Consider the following 16,243-nt stretch of genomic DNA (forward strand, 5'->3'; position numbering starts at 1 on the left):
ATGGCTCCGTTGGTATCCGAAATCGGCAAACGCTTTGAGACCCTTCATCCGGGTAATCGGGTGGACGTTCAAACCGGAGGCTCCTCCCGCGGCATTGCAGACGCAGTGACCGGCCTGGCCGATATCGGCATGGCCTCCCGGACTCTGAAACCTCAGGAAGCTCATCTATTTGGATCCATCATTGCCCATGACGGCATTACCGTCATCCTCCACCGTGATAATCCCGTAAAGTTTTTGACGGATACTCAGATCAGAGACATGTACACCGGAACAATCACAAATTGGAAAACAGTCGGCGGAAATGATGCACCTCCATTGGTCGTCAATAAAGCCGAAGGGCGCTCGACACTCGAACTGTTTCTTCAGTATTTCAATCTCAAGAATCGGGATATCCACGCCCATGTCGTGATTGGGGATAACGAACAAGGCATTAAGACAGTAGCCGGCAACCCTCACGCTATCGGATATGTCTCCATTGGCACGGCCCAGTATGATGCGACCCATGGCATACCCATCCGATTGTTACCGCTGCAACACATTCCGGCCACGATCGAGACAGTCAGGAAAGGCACGTTTCCTCTCTCTCGTCCACTAACCCTTGTCACAAATTCTCCTCCCGCAGGACTCATTAAAACCTTTATTGATTTCGCGCAGTCATCTCAAAACCATGATCTCATCCTCCAACAATATTTCGCCCCACTCCAAGAATGATGATCTGCTCTCAGGGAGTGTGAGATGTCTTGCGTTGACGGCAGGAGGACTCTTGCTTCTGGTCATCGCATTTCTCTTTCATGAATCCTGGCCCGCCCTTCATCATATTGGGCTCACACGTTTTTTCAGCGATCCTGACTGGTATCCTACCGATAACTCGTATCGCCTGACTTCTATGGTCTGGGGAACCATCTTCGCGTCCACCGGTGCCGTTCTTCTTGCCTCCCCGCTCGCAATTCTCTCAGCGCTTTTCTGTCATTTTTATGCGCCCCCTCTTCTTAGCCGATGGTTCCGCCGCATGGTCGAACTCCTGGCCGGGATTCCTTCGGTCGTCTTCGGCTTTTGGGGTCTCGTGGTTCTGGTTCCGATGATCGGCCACTGGCATCCTCCCGGCCCAAGCCTGCTTGCCGGCATTCTCATCCTGGCGTTTATGATCATGCCCACCATCATGTTAGTGGCCCATACCAGCATTGCTCATGTTCCCCTCGCCTATATCCATAGCGCCTCCGCCTTAGGATTCAGTCGATGGTCGATGATGTGGCATGTGATTCTTCCCACAACCAAGGTTGGCATTTTTACCGGCATCCTATTGGGATTGGCACGTGCCCTCGGAGAAACCATGGCCGTTCTAATGGTCTGTGGAAACGTCGTACAAACTCCTTCCCGTCTGTTTGATCCGATCAGAACCCTGACCGCCAACATTGCCCTGGAAATGGGGTATGCGTTGGGCGATCATCGGGCGGCATTGTTCATGAGTGGACTCTTCCTCATGGGACTCGTTGTGCTATTTGTCAGCATGGCAGAGGGCTTACGCTATCGGAACACCTATGCCGCGACAAAGTAACCACGTTCAGGAATACTGCCTCACCGTGATCATATGGACGGCGGCCACCATGGTCTCCATTCCGTTTATCTGGTTAATGGGTAATTTACTCTGGAATGGATGGAGCCACCTGTCATTCAACTTCGTGTTCTCTGCTCCCCTGAATGCCGGGCGGGAAGGCGGGATCGGCCCCATCCTCATATCCACCTTGCTACTCGTGGGAGTATGCATGGGAGTGGCCGTGCCTATGGGTTTGGGAACAGCATTGTTTCTTTCGGAATACACCCGTCACGATCATGCGCTGGGCCGACTCATTCGTGGGTCACTGGATGTCCTCGCAGGTGTGCCCTCCATTGTCTTTGGCCTGTTTGGCAATGCCCTGTTTTGCCAAGTCCTGGGATTCGGATTTTCCATTCTGTCGGGAGGTCTCACATTGGCCTGCATGGTGTTACCTATCCTGATTCGCACGGTGGAAGAAAGTTTTCGGGTTATTTCGCGTGAACAGCGATTATCCGCAGCGGCCCTTGGCCTTTCAAAGTCAACCACTATTCAAACGATTCTCCTCCCGGCGGCCATCCCCGGACTGTTGGTCGGCGGCATCCTTGGGCTGGGACGGGCAATAGCCGAAACTGCGGCCTTAATTTTTACCAGTGGGTACGTGGACCGAATGCCGGAGTCTTTAATGGATTCAGGACGATCGCTCGCGGTGCACATTTATGATCTGTCCATGAATGTGGCCGGGGGGAACCCCCATGCCTATGCCACGGCTCTTGTCCTGGTGAGCCTCTTGTTCATAATTAACCTTTCTGCTTCCTGGATTGCCTCACGATGGACCTTATCCAACCAACTTCCCACATAATTCCTGATCCCGACAAACGGGCCGGGTTCAGAGCATGGCTCCCCTATCAATCCACCGAACCCTGCTGTGAGCCTGACGCCCATTTTCGCGCGAACAACCTTTCGATCGCCTATCACGATCTTCAGGTACTTCGGAATGTCACTCTGGAAATAAATCGGGGGTGTATTACCGCGTTAGTGGGGCCGTCAGGTTGTGGAAAAACGAGCTTTCTCATGAGCCTGAATCGCCTGACGGATTTGATTCCCGGATGCCAGGTCTCGGGGCACCTGCACATGAATGAATTGGATGTCCTCGCCCCCACAACTGATCTCCTTCAATTGCGCCGTACCGTGGGAATGATTTTCCAAAAACCCACCGTTTTTCCTTTTTCCATTCGAAAAAATCTGGAACTCCCTCTCCGTGAACACGGAACGCATGACCGCACACTATTGCAATCGGCCATTGAAAACGTCCTGCAGCAAGTTGGTCTCTGGCATGAAGTCAAAGACCGGCTCGACCATCCCGCTCAAGCCCTCTCAGGAGGACAACAACAAAGGCTCTGCCTCGCAAGAGCACTCGTATTGACACCGGATGTCCTTCTACTTGATGAGCCCTGCAGTGCCTTAGATCCAATCTCAAGCGGAATCATCGAAGATTTCATTGCCAGCTTGCAGGGTTCGTACACCATCCTCATCGTCACACATAACCTTGCCCAAGCCCGCCGATTAGCTGATCATGTGGCCGTTTTCTGGTCATTGGAAGGAATCGGACAATTGATTGAACATGGTTCCGCTCAGCAGATATTTGAATCCCCAAAAGAGGAATTAACCGCCGCCTATATTTCCGGAATTCGCGGTTAGATCCGACTCTCTTCTCCCCGGATCCCCCGTTTTTACATCGGTTTGACCTTCTGTTAACAGAATCGTAATCCCTGTGGGCTAGTCTCATTCCCAAGATGCACGCACATTCTTCTCGTTTACCACACATAGTTTATCAATCAAAGGGAGGCCGTATTCATGAAGGTTTTTACATTACTAACGGGACTCGTCTGCCTGGGCATTGTGTTGCAGACAAGTGCCTGGGCGAGTGATGAACTGATCGATGTCTTGCGTGAGAAGAAGGTGCTCACCAAAGAAGATTGGATCAGAATTGAGGCGGCAGAAGAGAAAAAAGCGGTGGAACAACAAAAAGCGCTTGATGCTCAATTTCCAGTCAAAGTCGGCTGGGGATCGAAAGGCTTTGAATTCTCAACAATCGATGGAAAATTTGCGACACAAATTCAGTGGCGGTTCCAAGGGCGCTATACGTATCCCACAAGCGGAGATCCGATATCCGCCGCTGATTTCAATGCGGGTCCCGAGAGTACCCTTGAACTTCGCCGCGTTCGAATGAAAATCGGTGGTCATGGCTATCAACCCTGGATCAAGTACTATTTCGAGTTAGACCTGCAATCCACTTCCAATTCCGGTGGGTCACCCGGATCGACCAGATTAATCGACTGGCGGATCAGTCTGGAAAAGTTCAAGTTTCTGTCGCTGCAACTCGGACAATGGAAAGTCGATTATAACCGGGAACGAAGAGACTCATCCGGCACACAGCAGTTCGTCGAACGATCAATCGTCAATGAAATCTTTACCATCGACCGACAGGTTGGAGCCATGTTGTATGGCCATGTGGCCCCTGGTACGGCCTTTGACTCACGATATTATGCCGGCGTCTTTACAGGATCCGGCCGGGGAGAAGCCAACGACGACGCCAACATGATGTATTTCGGACGGTACCAATGGAATTTTCTGGGACGCGATCTGAAATGGTCACAAAGTGACGTGGAGTTTCACGAGCAGCCCACGGGAAGCGTGGCCTTCGGGGCCTATACCACTGTCGGCAAATGCACCAGATGGTCCTCGAGTGGTTGCGGAACATTGCCGGAAGACAATTCGGCCGGGGTACCCTACACCTCGGACTCCAACGCGAAAGCCGGACAATACCGGGTGCAGGGCATGGTGGAGGAATTCGCGTTCAAATGGCGGGGGCTATCGATTCAACATGAATACCATTGGAAAGAGGTTAAGGACAACAGCTATCCAGAGGGTGCGCCGGGCCATAAGACCAACATGATGGGAAGTTACTCACAAATCGGTTATTTCCCCCATGGTCTCATTCCGGCAGTCCCCAAACCCCTGGAGGTCGCCTTTCGTTATGCATTTGTCGACCCCAACGTCTCAACCCCAAATGATCGACGGCAGGAATACACCACTGCCATCAACTGGTTTTTCGCAGGACATAAAAACAAAATTACTCTCGATGGGTCCTGGCTCACGCTGTCCCAACCCGCAGGGCAAAATCAGCATGAACAGCGGGTCCGTTTGCAATGGGATGTGTCATTCTAAATGTATCGGGACGTAAAGGTACTCCTCAGGTCCCACGAACAGGCCTCTATCGGCTGTCATCCGAATAGGCCTGTTCTTCCATTGGGTACGCCAACGGAATGGAAGACCCGGCGGGATCTCCCTGAATCAGCCTTCTAGAAGGTACATGGGAAAAAGTTGAGATCGAATAAATGGCATGTCTTCCGCCAGTAACATTTAACCTGATGGTAATGAGAATGTCATGGACGTGTCATCTTATCCTGAGATAGTCGGATGATTCATCTTTCAAGAAATTATTTCATACTACTCCAATTACCATTCTCACACTTAATCATACGGAGGTTTCGCATGAAAATCCCAATCCACCTTGTTATGGCGACCTTCGCTCTGACCATCACCGCCTCGATTTCCACCGTGTCCGCCCGCGAGTTGGTCAAAATTGACGGCTCAAGCACGGTCTTTCCGATTACCGAGGCGATGGCTGAAGAATTTCAAAAAGCCGAACGAGGGAAAACAATGGTGACAGTAGGCATTTCCGGCACAGGCGGCGGCTTTAAAAAATTCTGTCGAGGTGAAACGGATATCGCCGACGCTTCCCGTCCGATAAAGGAGTCAGAAATTAAATCGTGCAAAGAACACAACATCGGCTATATCGAGTTACCAATCGCCTTGGACGCTTTGACGGTCGTCGTGAATCCTAAAAACGACTGGGTGGACCATTTGACCGTGGAGGAGTTGAAAACCGCCTGGGAACCTGAGGCCCAGAACACGGTGAACAATTGGAATCAAATTCGCAGCAGCTTCCCCGACCGTCCCTTGAAGTTGTTCGGTGCCGGAACTGATTCAGGAACGTACGATTATTTTGTAGAAGCCATTGTAGAGGGAAAAAGCTCTCGCGGAGATTTTACCGCTAGCGAAGACGATAATGTCCTGGTTCAAGGGGTCACGAATGACCTCAATGCCATGGGCTTTTTCGGTTTGGCGTATTACGAGGAAAACAAGGCGAAATTAAAAGCCGTGTCGATTTCCTGGAAAGGCGGGAAACCCGTGGGACCCTCGGTGGATAATGCAAAAAATGCCACATACCAACCCCTATCGCGACCCATTTTTATTTACGTGAATAAAGATGCCGTGGACAAAAAACCCCATGTTAAACGATTCATCGAGTTCTATTTGAACAACGACCATGCTCAAACGCTCGTTCAGGAAGTCGGATACGTGCCGTTGCCCTCAAAGGCTTACAGTATGGCTTTGGATAAATTCACGAAACGTCTTACTGGTACGGTTTTCCATGGTGCGGAAGTGGGCGTGGGAATCGAAGAACTACTGGCCAGGGTTCCTCAGTAAGGGAAACCTGAATAATCGGATCGGTCCTCACCAGGGGTGGCCAGCTACCCCTGGGAAAGGGATTTTTTTCTGGGAGCTCACATCTCATGCCAACATTACCGTCTTCTTTGAACCCCTCTGACCATGCAGGATCTCCCTTACGCGCCAGCGATGCCTTCCTCCGCCGCCGCGCCTTATGGGGCTCTTTCGCCGGCGGGTGTCTTTTGATTGCAGCCGCAAGCTCAGTGTTTGTCACGTTGGGGATCGTGTATGTCCTGGTCACGGAATCCATGGGGTTCTTTGCCCAGATATCTCTCCTGGACTTTCTGACAGACACCCAGTGGACTCCCGTTTTTGAGAATGCTCACTTCGGGGTGATGACATTGGTTTCGGCCACAATCACCGTGGCAGGGATCGCGCTGGCCGTTTCTATTCCGGCGGGATTGGCCCTGGCTATTTACCTCAGCGAATATGCTCGAAGGGAGGTTCGCGAGACGGTCAAACCGTGTCTCGAATTGCTTGAGGGGGTACCGACAGTAGTCTACGGTTATTTCACCCTTCTCTTTTTTACGCCGCTTTTGCAAACCTTCATCCCCGGCTTGGAAGGGTTTAACATGCTCGGTCCCGGCATCGTCATGGGAATCATGATCCTTCCCTACACCGCCTCGGTCAGCGAGGATGCCATGCGGGCAGTTCCATCAGGCCTGCGCGAAGCCGGATATGCCTTGGGCTACTCTCGCTTCCGGGTCGCCATGCGGGTCGTGGTCCCTGCCGCCTTTTCCGGTATCACCGCCGCATTCATTCTGGGCATGTCACGAGCTGTGGGGGAAACCATGGTCGTTGCCATCGCGGCGGGGCAAAATCCCAACTTTTCTTTCAACCCCACCGAAGGGGCTGCAACGATCACGGCCTACATTGTGCAAATGGCCATGGGGGATTTGCCTCATGACTCTATTGCCTACCAATCCGTGTTTGCCGCTGGGATTGTGTTGTTTGTCATCACGCTGGCCTTCAATTTATTTGGGTTTATTCTTCGGCGACGCTTCAAGGAGGTGTACTAATGGTGAATGCCGAGATGTCCCAAGCCACTAATCACAACTTGGCTGGCATTGTTGATGCTAACCGCCGAACAGATCTAGTCATGGCCGGCATCGGCATTTCGGTACTGATCGTCGCCATGAGCTTATTGGCAGCTGTGGTCATTGACCTGATCGTGGGCGGATGGCCCAGACTCATGAACCCGGAATTCTACCTTAATTTTCCCTCACGCCATCCTATTCAAGCAGGAATTGTTTCTGCCTGGGTCGGCACAATCCTGGTCATGCTCGTCACTGCCTGCATTGCGATACCGCTGGGTGTTGGAGCGGGGGTCTATCTGGAGGAATATGCTGCGCGCAACTGGATTACGGATTTCATTGAAATCAACGTCAGCAATCTAGCCGGGGTGCCTTCCATTATCTACGGGTTGTTAGCGCTTGGTCTGTTCATCCATGGGTTCGGGCTCGGAGAGACGATCCTCACGGCTGGCCTGGTACTCGCATTACTGATTTTGCCGGTAATTATTGTATCCACCCGTGAAGCCATTCGTGGTATTCCCCTTGATTTGCGGGAAGCCGCATATGGGCTGGGTGCTGACAAGTGGCAAACCGTTCGCCTGTATGTGCTGCCCGCTGCGCGGTCTGGAATTTTGACCGGAATGATTGTTGGTTTGGCCCGGGCGATTGGAGAAGCCGCACCGGTCATCACCATCGGGGCCTTGACCTTTATCGCTTTTTTACCCCCCTCGCCACTTCAGGCCAGCCCTCCTTTTATCAACTTTGAATGGCTCGAAAGTCCATTTACCATTATGCCTATTCAGATGTTCAATTGGGTCTCACGACCTCAGGCAGAGTTTCATATTAATGCCGCAGCGGCCGGTGTCATTCTGATGTTGATGACATTGGCGATGAATGGAGTAGCCATTTGGTTGCGCTATCATTTACGCCGCCAAGTTCGTTAGCCATCTGTGATGACCCACCAGAATATTGTGAGATGACCTCTTAGCCTAACCAAGGAACCACGCATATGACACAGAAGAATTCTCATGCTCAAAAGGTCACGCTCATGTCGCCCAAGGCTTCGCCCACCAGTACACAACGAGAATCGCTGGCGGCGGAAGTTCGGAAACTCAGCTTTTGGTATGGTGAAAACCAAGCCTTGAAGGAAATCTCCTTATCGATTGCCAATCGGAAAGTCACCGCATTGATCGGTCCATCCGGGTGTGGGAAAAGCACCCTTCTCCGATCGTTTAATCGTATGCATGATCTCTATGCGGGCAATCGGTACAGCGGAGAGATTTGTCTTTTCCCTGAAAATCACAATCTCATCGACCTTGATCCCTTCATGGTCAGACTTCGAATCGGGATGGTGTTCCAAAAACCCAATCCGTTTCCCAAATCCATTTTTGAAAATGTGGCAGCCGGTCTCCGGATTCAGGGTGTCCAGAACAAAAAACTCTTGGGCGACCGGGTGGAACAGGCCTTGCGAGATGCGGCCTTGTGGGAGGAAGTCAAAGATCGCCTCTCGCAATCGGCCTATGGCCTCTCGGGCGGCCAACAACAACGATTGTGTATAGCCCGGGCCCTGGCCCCACAACCTGAAATCCTCTTACTGGATGAACCCACCTCGGCATTGGACCCCATTGCCACGGCCAAAGTTGAAGATCTGATTACAGAAATTCGCCATCGGTTCACGGTGATCATTGTCACCCACAACATGCAGCAGGCGGCACGAATTTCGGACTTTACCGCCTACATGCATTTGGGCAAACTGATCGAATTCGCTCCTACAGGCGAACTGTTTACCACACCACAAGAATCGCTGACGCGGGATTACATCACCGGCCGATTTGGATAAACCGGCGGGACACATGTTTTGAAAGGATCATCATGAATAATCAACATACTCTACGCATCTTTGACGAAGATCTGAACACTCTGCGGCAGGAGATTGTGGCTCTTTCCAACCACGTGTCGGAGCAACTGCACCGCGCACTGACCGCCTTGGTGGAGAACGATGCCGACTTGGCGGAGCAGGTTATTGCCAACGACCGTATTGCCGATGCCCTGCAAGAAAAAATCAATACCCATACGACCCGCACTCTGGCCCGCCAACAGGCGATGGCGGACGATCTGCGAGCTATTCTGGCGGCATCCCGCATCGCGATCCATTTGGAACGGATCGGTGATTACGCAAAAAATACCGCCAAACGCAGCCGGCATTTGTCACAGCCCATTTCTGCCGAATTTGCTGAACAATTTCTATGGATGGGGAAACGCATCCAATCCATGTTGTCCCAGGTCACGGAGTCCTATATTCACCATAATGCCCCGTTAGCCAATGTTGCTTGGACGGATGACGCCGAATTGGACACGGTCTATGCCAATCTGTTTCAGCATCTGCTCCGCAGGATGAGCCAGGAATCCAGGAACATCGGGGACGGGACCCAATTATTATTTATCGCCAAGGGGCTGGAACGCGCCGGCGATCATGTGACCGACATTGCTGAAGAAATATATTTAATGGTCACCGGTCTTCCTTTGCAAGGCCCCCGTCCCAAAATCAGCGAACTGTTATGAAGAATGAGACGCACACCACATTCAAATCCCCTCCAGACCTCAGAATCATTGAGAAGGCTTCCGTCATCGCAGAGGGACGTCAGGTTGGAAGGAAGATCTTAATCGGCTTTCCGGTTGTTCATCGGTGTTTCAGGAGAGAGTGAATGGCCTAGAAACTCACGATATCCAATGGCCACATGCCAGGGTTTTCCTTTCAAGAAACTCCCGATGTCTTCCCCACCGGACGACTCCGACATGAACTCTCGTGGCTCAAACACGAGCAGACCGGGCTGAGGTTTTAATTGCTCAAGAGCATTGGTGCGAACAGAATCTACGTCATAACTCGATCTCTGCGCATCCTGCCAGAGCGGGGTTTTCACGGAAAAGTTACTCACGACAACATACAGTTTTCCACCAGCGACATAGAACCCACCCGAGGTGGTGATTTGAAAATTCTTTTCAAGATCATCCGTTTCAATTTCGGCAGTTTCAAAGAAGGTGACCATCTCTTCCGGAGTGGCTTGACTCAACCCTTTGACAATCAAGGGTGCAAAAAAATCAATCTCTGATGGGCTAAAAACCGGATGTGCCTGAGAACTACCGGAGGATGAAGCGCTGTAAAGACCGCTTTTTTCTGCACGGATTCCTTGCATGATTTGCATCATTTCTTCTTTCGTGAACACCACCGGGTGATCATAGCCTTTTCCGCCAAAGGCATCCGGCATAGCCTGTAGGGCCACCACACGATTGGGACTATCTGAAATTTTCAATGTTTGAAATTGTGGCCCCTGACATCCTCCCAGAAAAATCCATCCCACGACTATAAACCCCATCAACCCTGCAGATCGTTTCATACAGATATTCCTCCCATCAACCATGATCATACCCCTGCTTTTCCGAGTCATTCTACCCTAGACGTCCACCACAAAAGGAGTGGAGGAGAAAAAATGTTACACGTACGTCATATACTTGCGACGTAGGTTTAATACCAATCCAGTACATTCCATCATGAACCTTCATATTAACAAAGGAGAGAAATATGGTACGAGTTGAACAGTTAATGACCAGAGAACTGGCCTGTGTTGAGTTCACCCAAGCGGTATCAGTCGCCGCCAACCTGATGCGAATTCGCAAGATTGGAAGCCTGTTGGTGACACGTGGGGAAGAATTGGTGGGAATTGTGACGGAAAGCGATATCGTGAGAAAGGTCGTGGCCTTTCACTTCCCTTCCGAGTATATCCAAGTCGGAGATATCATGAGCAGCCCCATTGTCTCCATTGACGAATCAGAGTCAATCTTTGAGGCTGCCGGAATTATGAGGGCGGCTCACACGAGACATTTGGTAGTAGGCAATGAGTCCCATGTGTTTGGGATGCTTTCCGTTCGTGATTTATTAGCTCCTGTTGCAAAGGATGAATTATAAACCCATGAAAGCAACGATGCGGTCGAACGATTCCTCCATGTTCAATAGCTCCTTTCAACAGTCATCCGCTTGGCTGGCCAAAGCGTTGGAAGCCGATCTGACCCATTTCTGGATGAAAGGCATTAAAGCCGTCCTGAGTTTATTAATTATCACCATCCTCGTCGGGCTCGCAGGGGGCGTCCTAAGAATTTTCCTGAATTTAGAAGCCCTATTAACGGAACCCCTCGAACAAGTCTTTCGTCAGCTGATCGTGGATACCTTGATCATTCTGGCCATCGTGGAGGTCTTTAAAACGACGGTGACATATTTTTCGGAAGGGCGGGTGAAGGTCACGTTCATCGTGGATACGATTCTCGTGGTCATGCTTACTGAAATTATCTCGAAATGGTTTTCGGAAGCTCATCTCGAGCAATGGATGATCCTCGGTGGAATTTTGGTGGTGTTGGCCCTTATCCGGGTCGTGGCCGTCCAATGGTCTCCAACGCGAGGGGAAAGTGCCCAGGAATGGCCTCACACTCCAAAATCTCACTAACCTCAAGCGCGCTGGAGAGCAATTCCCAGCCCCTTCCCGGCGGATTGAAAATTTGACTGACATCACTTTTCAACCTGCCACACCCTTGAAGTATTTTTTAAAGAAATGCGAAATGTATCGGGTTCCCCCTCATGAATTCATGGTGTTCAATAGCAGCGGTTCACCAAGACCTCATGAAATGTTACGGACTGCTAACGATTCGGAAACTCCATGGTAACACCACCATGTCATGATACTGAGAGCATCGAGCAACGATTACACAACCCATTCGGCAGGAGACACACAATGAAATTCATGGTCATTACAGTGGGAGTACTATTACTCCTTCAGCCACTCTTTTACGGCATTCGCACTCTTCTCTATCTCTCCAGACCCCCACGCCACTGCTATCCGATTTTGCATGGAAACGGCCCGAAAGGAAAATTCTCGCTTGTGGCTTAAACCTGATCTATATATTCAAAAACGAAAGGAGTACACCTATGATTCGAGTGGAAGAACTCATGAAACAGGATCTGGCGACAGTGAATTGCGGAGACCTCGTGTCTCTAGCAGCCACCTTGATGCGGATTCGCCGCATCGGTTGCGTGTTCGTCAAGCAACAGGGTCATATTGTGGGAATCGTCACGGAAGCCGATATTGTCCGCAAAGTGGTCTCGACCCGCCGGTCGCCCGAACAAACTGAGGTCGAAACCATTATGACTTCCCCCGTGATCACCATTGATCAAGACGCACCGATTTTCGAAGCGGCGGACTTGATGGACCGATCCGGCACTCGTCACCTGGCCGTCACCCACCGGGATGACATTGTCGGGATCGTGTCGGTTCGCGACCTCCTGCACCCTGTGGCCATCGATGAATTCTAATATTTTTTCACCGATGTATAACTAGTCAGCCCTAGTAGGGAATTCGTCTTTCCCCGGTATCCTTGGATAAAAGTTCGTAGGCGAATTTGCCGTCCTTTTATTTGGCCGCACTCCTTGATGTGTTTTCGTTCTCTCAGAATTCTCATTGTTCCCATTTTCCTTTCTGCATGTTCCCGTGGGTTTTGAAGAAACATTCGGGAACATCAGAGTTGGCTCATACCACCATCGGCCACCAGTTCGGTGCCAACGATGAACGCCGAAGCGGCCGAAGCAAGGTACAGGACAGCACTCGCAATCTCGTCGGGCGTACCGAAACGCTTGAGCGGAATCTGAGCCTGGATGCTTGCCGCGACCTCGGAAAGCTGCTCCGCAGGGAGACCGAATCGGCCATAGATCGGTGTCGTGACGGGACCAGGGCTTACCACATTGACACGGACGCCCCGACTCAAGAGCTCGGAGGATAGTGTCTTCGCCAACGAGATTAATGCGGCCTTGCTGGCGGCATATACGCTCGTATTGGGCATGCCGATGTGAGCGTTGATCGAACCGTTGAGCACGATAGCCGCTTCCGGGTTCAGAAGTGGCAACAGAGCCTTGATGAGGAAATACGGACCTTTCACATTGGTATTGAAGGTCGCATCCCACATTTCTTCTTCAGTTGCTTCGAACGGGGCGAGCTTGGCGATCCCCGCATTGATAAATACGGCGTCGAGCATCACCTCTTGCTGCTGGAGGAACGTTGCCAGCTTGATCCCGTCTGTGATGCTGCCTGCATCGCTCCGCAATGCGATGACATTTTCGCCAAACCGGGCTGTCGCTTTATCCAAGGTAGACTGATCGCGCCCCGTGAATACGACGCGGGCACCTTCTTTCTCAAATGCCAGCGCGGTTGCCAGGCCGATGCCACTATTGCCACCCGTGACGAGCACGGTCTTGTTTTCAAATCGTTTCATCTTACGGCTCCTTTATTTGATTGGGGTGAACATCAAACCGCTGTGTCAGTTCTGCCACCGTCTGTTCGTCTTTGATCGTAACCAGGGCCACTTTCGATTAGAAGGATGGGGAGTGTTTTCGACAAGGTCGCCTGCTCATGGAACGCTCTTGTCAAAGTTGGTCTCATCATGCCAACTTTCGGGGCGCGTCTCCACGTATCCGGTTGTTCAGATTCTTGGGGCCACCTCTAACAGGAGCAGGGGCACTGCCGTCCTGAGTGAGCTGATCACTACGGGACTGAACGGCGGCCAAGGCTCAATTAGTGCAACCAATTCCCGTCCGTCCTTTCCATTGTCCCCCGACCTTCAACCAATGTCGCCAAGCCGAATCTATCGTCATGCCCAGATAGAGCGAGGCGGCCACGGGCAACACCATGCCATAGGTTGGAACCAGTGCGTATAGACGCAAAGTGGGTTGAAATGTATACATCATGATGAGCCAAGCGAAGACCGCCAATCCTCCCGCCAGGACACTTCCGTGAAGGGGCCAGGACAAAGCCACAAGCGGTGGGAGAAGATAGACAAGAACCAGGCCCACGACGGTACCCACAAGCATAAAAGGGGAATATCTCAGTTGGGTATAGGCGGTGCGTTTCACCATTCCCCAGATATCAGCAAGCCCTGCATAGGGACGAATGCTGTGCTCCGAATCCGTTAGACCTACCCAGATCTTTCCTACCCTCTTGATTGCTGCCCCCAACGCGCAATCATCAATAACTTCGGCGCGAATGGTTGCTATCCCTCCTACCTGTTTCAGGGCATGATTCCTCACAAGAATGCACCCTCCAGCTGCGCCTCCGACAGGTGAATTATGATCATTGATGAGGGGAAAGGGATAGAGCTTTTGAAAGAAATACACAAATGCTGGAATCAGGAGCTTCTCCCAGGCATGTTGACAGTGCAATCGGACCATGAGGGACACAAGATCCAGCCCTTCGCATTCGGCTTTGGAAACCAGCTCGCGCAGGTTTCCCCGGCTGTGCTCAATGTCAGCATCCGTCAAATATCGATAGGTGGCATCAGGCCACTCCTTCTCGGCATACCGTAATCCGGTGTGAAGGGCCCACACTTTCCCCAGCCAGCCAGCGGGGCGATCTTCGGCGTCCTTCACAGTGAGGTGCGTTCCCCCTGGATGTTGCGTAGCAAGCTGTCGTGCAAGGTCGCCGGTACCATCATCACTTTGATCATCCACCATCACCACGTGGAATTCACCTGGGTAGTCCTGCTCTAAAAGAGAACGCAGCGTTCGTTCAATGACATCCGCTTCATTCCGAGCGGGAACAACTATGACGACAGTGGGCCATGACGTAATTTGGTGAGAAATCGGCTGATCCCTACCGAGTCGCTGATCCGCATACCAGAAGCGGCCATGCCCAAACCAGAGGTAGACCCAGATAGCCAAGGAGAGGGCTGTGAGCAAAAAGAGAGCGGATTCCATAAAAAATAAAGGTAGGAGCCAAAAACTCATAGAGCCTCCACATGCATAAACTTCATAAAACCATGAATTCTGTGAGTGAACTCACGAACCGGAAATTTGTTTATTTCATTAAAGTATTTGTCCATTAGCCTGTCCAAGAGAAAATTCGTTATAGGGAGCATTATTATTTTTGAAATTATTTATTATAACGAGATTCCCGGTTTTTCATTCGGTACCAAAGACACCCAAACAGAGGGAGCCGGGCTCTTGGGCGAATGTCCTTGAAGGTAAGGATTCAAAGCCAATCGAATCTTCGCCCGGGCTCGATGCAAGAGCACTCGTTGGTTGGTTAAGGTTATATTCAGAATTTGACAAATTTCTTCCGCATTAACGCCTTCGATATCACGAAGAATGATGACCTGCCGCTGGTTAGGGGGAAGGGCCTGAAGCGCCTGGTTAATCTGGACCAGACTTTGTTTTGATACGAGTAACCGTTCGGGCGTGTTCTCATCCCATATGATTGATGGAAATGCCCGGCGACCGGTTAAGTCGCCAGAAGTGTAAAACCGTTCTGATGCCAACGCGCTGTTTTTTTCTTTGTCTGTTGAACCATCGACATCGCAAAATGACACATACCGGTGTTCCCGTTTCCCTTTTGTCTTTGCAATATTTTGAAGAATTCGAAAAATCCACGTTTTCAGAGATGATCGTCCCTCAAAACGATGAATACCTTCCAGGACGGCCATCCAGGTCTCCTGAACCACCTCTTTCGCCACGGCTTGATTTGACACAAGGGCTTGGGCGAACCGAAGTAGCCCACCATGATAGCGTTCAACCAAGGTGGCAAATGCTGGTTCATCTCCCTTGCGGAGGGACTTAATCAGTTCAAATTCTTCGCAGGTCACAGCTATTTTTTTCTCCGGACCTATGTCTTCGGTCATCTCTCGGAGGTCCGGGATTAATCCCCAGGCTTGTGTCCCACACGAGTTGACACCTACAGGTTCGAAATACGACATTTCAAGAGTATTCATGATTTTTCTCCTCTTGACGAGTCGTGGATTACGCCACTCGTCATGCTTGCTTCAGTTGTTACATGTGTAAGGGATCTTTTTTCTGTTTAAAGTCATGACTGCCAATTTCTCTTGTTCAGCAGCGCCATGCGTCAAGCATGTTTCTAAAACCATTGTCCCGCCACCCATCACATTGAATGTTCCTGTCCTGAAGGTAATACAATCGACCTTTCCTCCCGTTCATCCCCCGTCATCCGGAGGAGGCACCTCAAAGACATTCTCAGAGTTGAATTGAACTACACGGCACTTCGAATTTGGTCTCTACTTGGGTCATTCCGTAATC

18 protein-coding genes and 1 pseudogene are annotated in these 16,243 nt (G+C 51.0%); 14 read left to right on the plus strand and 5 right to left on the minus strand.

Annotated elements, in window-relative coordinates:
• The 10 genes from ACWHYD_RS12425 to phoU all read left to right on the plus strand — a co-directional run bounded on the left by ACWHYD_RS12425 (position 1) and on the right by phoU (position 9,684).
• Entirely contained in the window at positions 1 to 711 is a 711-nt protein-coding gene (locus ACWHYD_RS12425; RefSeq protein ID WP_447962354.1) for a phosphate ABC transporter substrate-binding protein, read from the plus strand.
• Entirely contained in the window at positions 668 to 1,555 is an 888-nt protein-coding gene (pstC, locus tag ACWHYD_RS12430; protein ID WP_447962355.1) for a phosphate ABC transporter permease subunit PstC, read from the plus strand. Before ACWHYD_RS12425 ends, pstC (ACWHYD_RS12430) begins: the two co-directional genes overlap by 44 nt.
• Positions 1,539 to 2,393 (plus strand): phosphate ABC transporter permease PstA, encoded by an 855-nt coding sequence (pstA, locus tag ACWHYD_RS12435; protein WP_447962356.1) that lies wholly within the window; start codon positions 1,539 to 1,541, stop codon positions 2,391 to 2,393. Before pstC (ACWHYD_RS12430) ends, pstA (ACWHYD_RS12435) begins: the two co-directional genes overlap by 17 nt.
• Positions 2,363 to 3,232, plus strand: a complete 870-nt coding sequence (locus ACWHYD_RS12440; RefSeq protein ID WP_447962357.1) for a phosphate ABC transporter ATP-binding protein — start codon at positions 2,363 to 2,365, stop codon at positions 3,230 to 3,232. The genes pstA (ACWHYD_RS12435) and ACWHYD_RS12440 overlap by 31 nt, the downstream gene beginning before the upstream one ends.
• 156 nt (positions 3,233 to 3,388) lie before the next feature.
• Positions 3,389 to 4,762, plus strand: a complete 1,374-nt coding sequence (locus ACWHYD_RS12445) for a porin (RefSeq protein ID WP_447962358.1) — start codon at positions 3,389 to 3,391, stop codon at positions 4,760 to 4,762.
• A gap of 327 nt (positions 4,763 to 5,089) precedes the next feature.
• Positions 5,090 to 6,088, plus strand: a complete 999-nt coding sequence (locus ACWHYD_RS12450) for a PstS family phosphate ABC transporter substrate-binding protein (protein WP_447962359.1) — start codon at positions 5,090 to 5,092, stop codon at positions 6,086 to 6,088.
• A gap of 86 nt (positions 6,089 to 6,174) precedes the next feature.
• Entirely contained in the window at positions 6,175 to 7,128 is a 954-nt protein-coding gene (pstC, locus tag ACWHYD_RS12455) for a phosphate ABC transporter permease subunit PstC (RefSeq protein ID WP_447962360.1), read from the plus strand.
• Positions 7,128 to 8,066 carry a phosphate ABC transporter permease PstA gene (gene pstA / locus ACWHYD_RS12460; RefSeq protein WP_447962361.1) on the plus strand — a complete coding sequence of 313 codons (939 nt, stop codon included), beginning with the start codon at positions 7,128 to 7,130 and terminating at the stop codon, positions 8,064 to 8,066. The genes pstC (ACWHYD_RS12455) and pstA (ACWHYD_RS12460) overlap by 1 nt, the downstream gene beginning before the upstream one ends.
• Positions 8,067 to 8,170: 104 nt before the next feature.
• Entirely contained in the window at positions 8,171 to 8,962 is a 792-nt protein-coding gene (gene pstB / locus ACWHYD_RS12465) for a phosphate ABC transporter ATP-binding protein PstB (protein ID WP_447965867.1), read from the plus strand.
• A gap of 32 nt (positions 8,963 to 8,994) precedes the next feature.
• Positions 8,995 to 9,684, plus strand: coding sequence for a phosphate signaling complex protein PhoU (phoU, locus tag ACWHYD_RS12470; RefSeq protein ID WP_447962362.1), 690 nt, complete (start codon positions 8,995 to 8,997; stop codon positions 9,682 to 9,684).
• Positions 9,685 to 9,782: 98 nt separating this feature from the next.
• Here the strand turns inward: phoU and ACWHYD_RS12475 are convergent, their stop codons facing one another.
• Positions 9,783 to 10,517 carry a hypothetical protein gene (locus tag ACWHYD_RS12475; protein ID WP_447962363.1) on the minus strand — a complete coding sequence of 245 codons (735 nt, stop codon included), beginning with the start codon at positions 10,515 to 10,517 and terminating at the stop codon, positions 9,783 to 9,785.
• Positions 10,518 to 10,702: 185 nt separating this feature from the next.
• Here ACWHYD_RS12475 and ACWHYD_RS12480 point away from each other — a divergent pair, with 185 nt between their 5' ends.
• The 4 genes from ACWHYD_RS12480 (at position 10,703) to ACWHYD_RS12495 (ending at position 12,481) form a co-directional block, all read left to right on the plus strand.
• Positions 10,703 to 11,086, plus strand: a complete 384-nt coding sequence (locus tag ACWHYD_RS12480; RefSeq protein WP_447962364.1) for a CBS domain-containing protein — start codon at positions 10,703 to 10,705, stop codon at positions 11,084 to 11,086.
• 4 nt (positions 11,087 to 11,090) lie between these two features.
• Positions 11,091 to 11,618 carry a phosphate-starvation-inducible PsiE family protein gene (locus ACWHYD_RS12485; protein ID WP_447962365.1) on the plus strand — a complete coding sequence of 176 codons (528 nt, stop codon included), beginning with the start codon at positions 11,091 to 11,093 and terminating at the stop codon, positions 11,616 to 11,618.
• Between the two features lie 285 nt (positions 11,619 to 11,903).
• Positions 11,904 to 12,059: a hypothetical protein gene (locus ACWHYD_RS12490; protein ID WP_447962366.1), complete on the plus strand. Its 156-nt coding sequence runs from the start codon at positions 11,904 to 11,906 to the stop codon at positions 12,057 to 12,059.
• Between the two features lie 38 nt (positions 12,060 to 12,097).
• The gene (locus ACWHYD_RS12495) at positions 12,098 to 12,481 is read left to right on the plus strand and encodes a CBS domain-containing protein (RefSeq protein WP_447962367.1); all 384 of its coding nucleotides are present in this window, start codon (positions 12,098 to 12,100) and stop codon (positions 12,479 to 12,481) included.
• A gap of 203 nt (positions 12,482 to 12,684) precedes the next feature.
• Here ACWHYD_RS12495 and ACWHYD_RS12500 read toward each other — a convergent pair whose 3' ends face one another.
• From ACWHYD_RS12500 to ACWHYD_RS12515, 4 genes and pseudogenes are all read right to left on the minus strand, one after another.
• Positions 12,685 to 13,434, minus strand: a complete 750-nt coding sequence (locus ACWHYD_RS12500; RefSeq protein WP_447962368.1) for an SDR family oxidoreductase — start codon at positions 13,432 to 13,434, stop codon at positions 12,685 to 12,687.
• 13 nt (positions 13,435 to 13,447) lie between these two features.
• A pseudogene (locus tag ACWHYD_RS12505) lies at positions 13,448 to 13,573 on the minus strand (IS3 family transposase); the annotation flags it as partial.
• A gap of 156 nt (positions 13,574 to 13,729) precedes the next feature.
• Positions 13,730 to 14,941, minus strand: coding sequence for a glycosyltransferase (locus tag ACWHYD_RS12510; protein WP_447962369.1), 1,212 nt, complete (start codon positions 14,939 to 14,941; stop codon positions 13,730 to 13,732).
• A gap of 152 nt (positions 14,942 to 15,093) precedes the next feature.
• Positions 15,094 to 15,921 carry an RNA polymerase sigma factor gene (locus ACWHYD_RS12515; RefSeq protein WP_447962370.1) on the minus strand — a complete coding sequence of 276 codons (828 nt, stop codon included), beginning with the start codon at positions 15,919 to 15,921 and terminating at the stop codon, positions 15,094 to 15,096.
• Positions 15,922 to 16,243: the final 322 nt, after the last annotated feature.

The organism is Nitrospira sp. Ecomares 2.1, from assembly GCF_965152585.1.

Bases quoted from the DNA above. Each gene is read 5' to 3' on its own strand.
- ACWHYD_RS12425 (WP_447962354.1), top strand. From the start codon at position 1: ATGGCTCCGTTGGTATCCGAAATCGGCAAACGCTTTGAGACCCTTCAT.
- pstC (WP_447962355.1), top strand. From the start codon at position 668: ATGATCTCATCCTCCAACAATATTTCGCCCCACTCCAAGAATGATGAT.
- pstA (WP_447962356.1), top strand. From the start codon at position 1,539: ATGCCGCGACAAAGTAACCACGTTCAGGAATACTGCCTCACCGTGATC.
- ACWHYD_RS12440 (WP_447962357.1), top strand. From the start codon at position 2,363: ATGGACCTTATCCAACCAACTTCCCACATAATTCCTGATCCCGACAAA.
- ACWHYD_RS12445 (WP_447962358.1), top strand. From the start codon at position 3,389: ATGAAGGTTTTTACATTACTAACGGGACTCGTCTGCCTGGGCATTGTG.
- ACWHYD_RS12450 (WP_447962359.1), top strand. From the start codon at position 5,090: ATGAAAATCCCAATCCACCTTGTTATGGCGACCTTCGCTCTGACCATC.
- pstC (WP_447962360.1), top strand. From the start codon at position 6,175: ATGCCAACATTACCGTCTTCTTTGAACCCCTCTGACCATGCAGGATCT.
- pstA (WP_447962361.1), top strand. From the start codon at position 7,128: ATGGTGAATGCCGAGATGTCCCAAGCCACTAATCACAACTTGGCTGGC.
- pstB (WP_447965867.1), top strand. From the start codon at position 8,171: ATGTCGCCCAAGGCTTCGCCCACCAGTACACAACGAGAATCGCTGGCG.
- phoU (WP_447962362.1), top strand. From the start codon at position 8,995: ATGAATAATCAACATACTCTACGCATCTTTGACGAAGATCTGAACACT.
- ACWHYD_RS12475 (WP_447962363.1), bottom strand. From the start codon at position 10,517: ATGAAACGATCTGCAGGGTTGATGGGGTTTATAGTCGTGGGATGGATT.
- ACWHYD_RS12480 (WP_447962364.1), top strand. From the start codon at position 10,703: ATGGTACGAGTTGAACAGTTAATGACCAGAGAACTGGCCTGTGTTGAG.
- ACWHYD_RS12485 (WP_447962365.1), top strand. From the start codon at position 11,091: ATGAAAGCAACGATGCGGTCGAACGATTCCTCCATGTTCAATAGCTCC.
- ACWHYD_RS12490 (WP_447962366.1), top strand. From the start codon at position 11,904: ATGAAATTCATGGTCATTACAGTGGGAGTACTATTACTCCTTCAGCCA.
- ACWHYD_RS12495 (WP_447962367.1), top strand. From the start codon at position 12,098: ATGATTCGAGTGGAAGAACTCATGAAACAGGATCTGGCGACAGTGAAT.
- ACWHYD_RS12500 (WP_447962368.1), bottom strand. From the start codon at position 13,434: ATGAAACGATTTGAAAACAAGACCGTGCTCGTCACGGGTGGCAATAGT.
- ACWHYD_RS12510 (WP_447962369.1), bottom strand. From the start codon at position 14,941: ATGAGTTTTTGGCTCCTACCTTTATTTTTTATGGAATCCGCTCTCTTT.
- ACWHYD_RS12515 (WP_447962370.1), bottom strand. From the start codon at position 15,921: ATGAATACTCTTGAAATGTCGTATTTCGAACCTGTAGGTGTCAACTCG.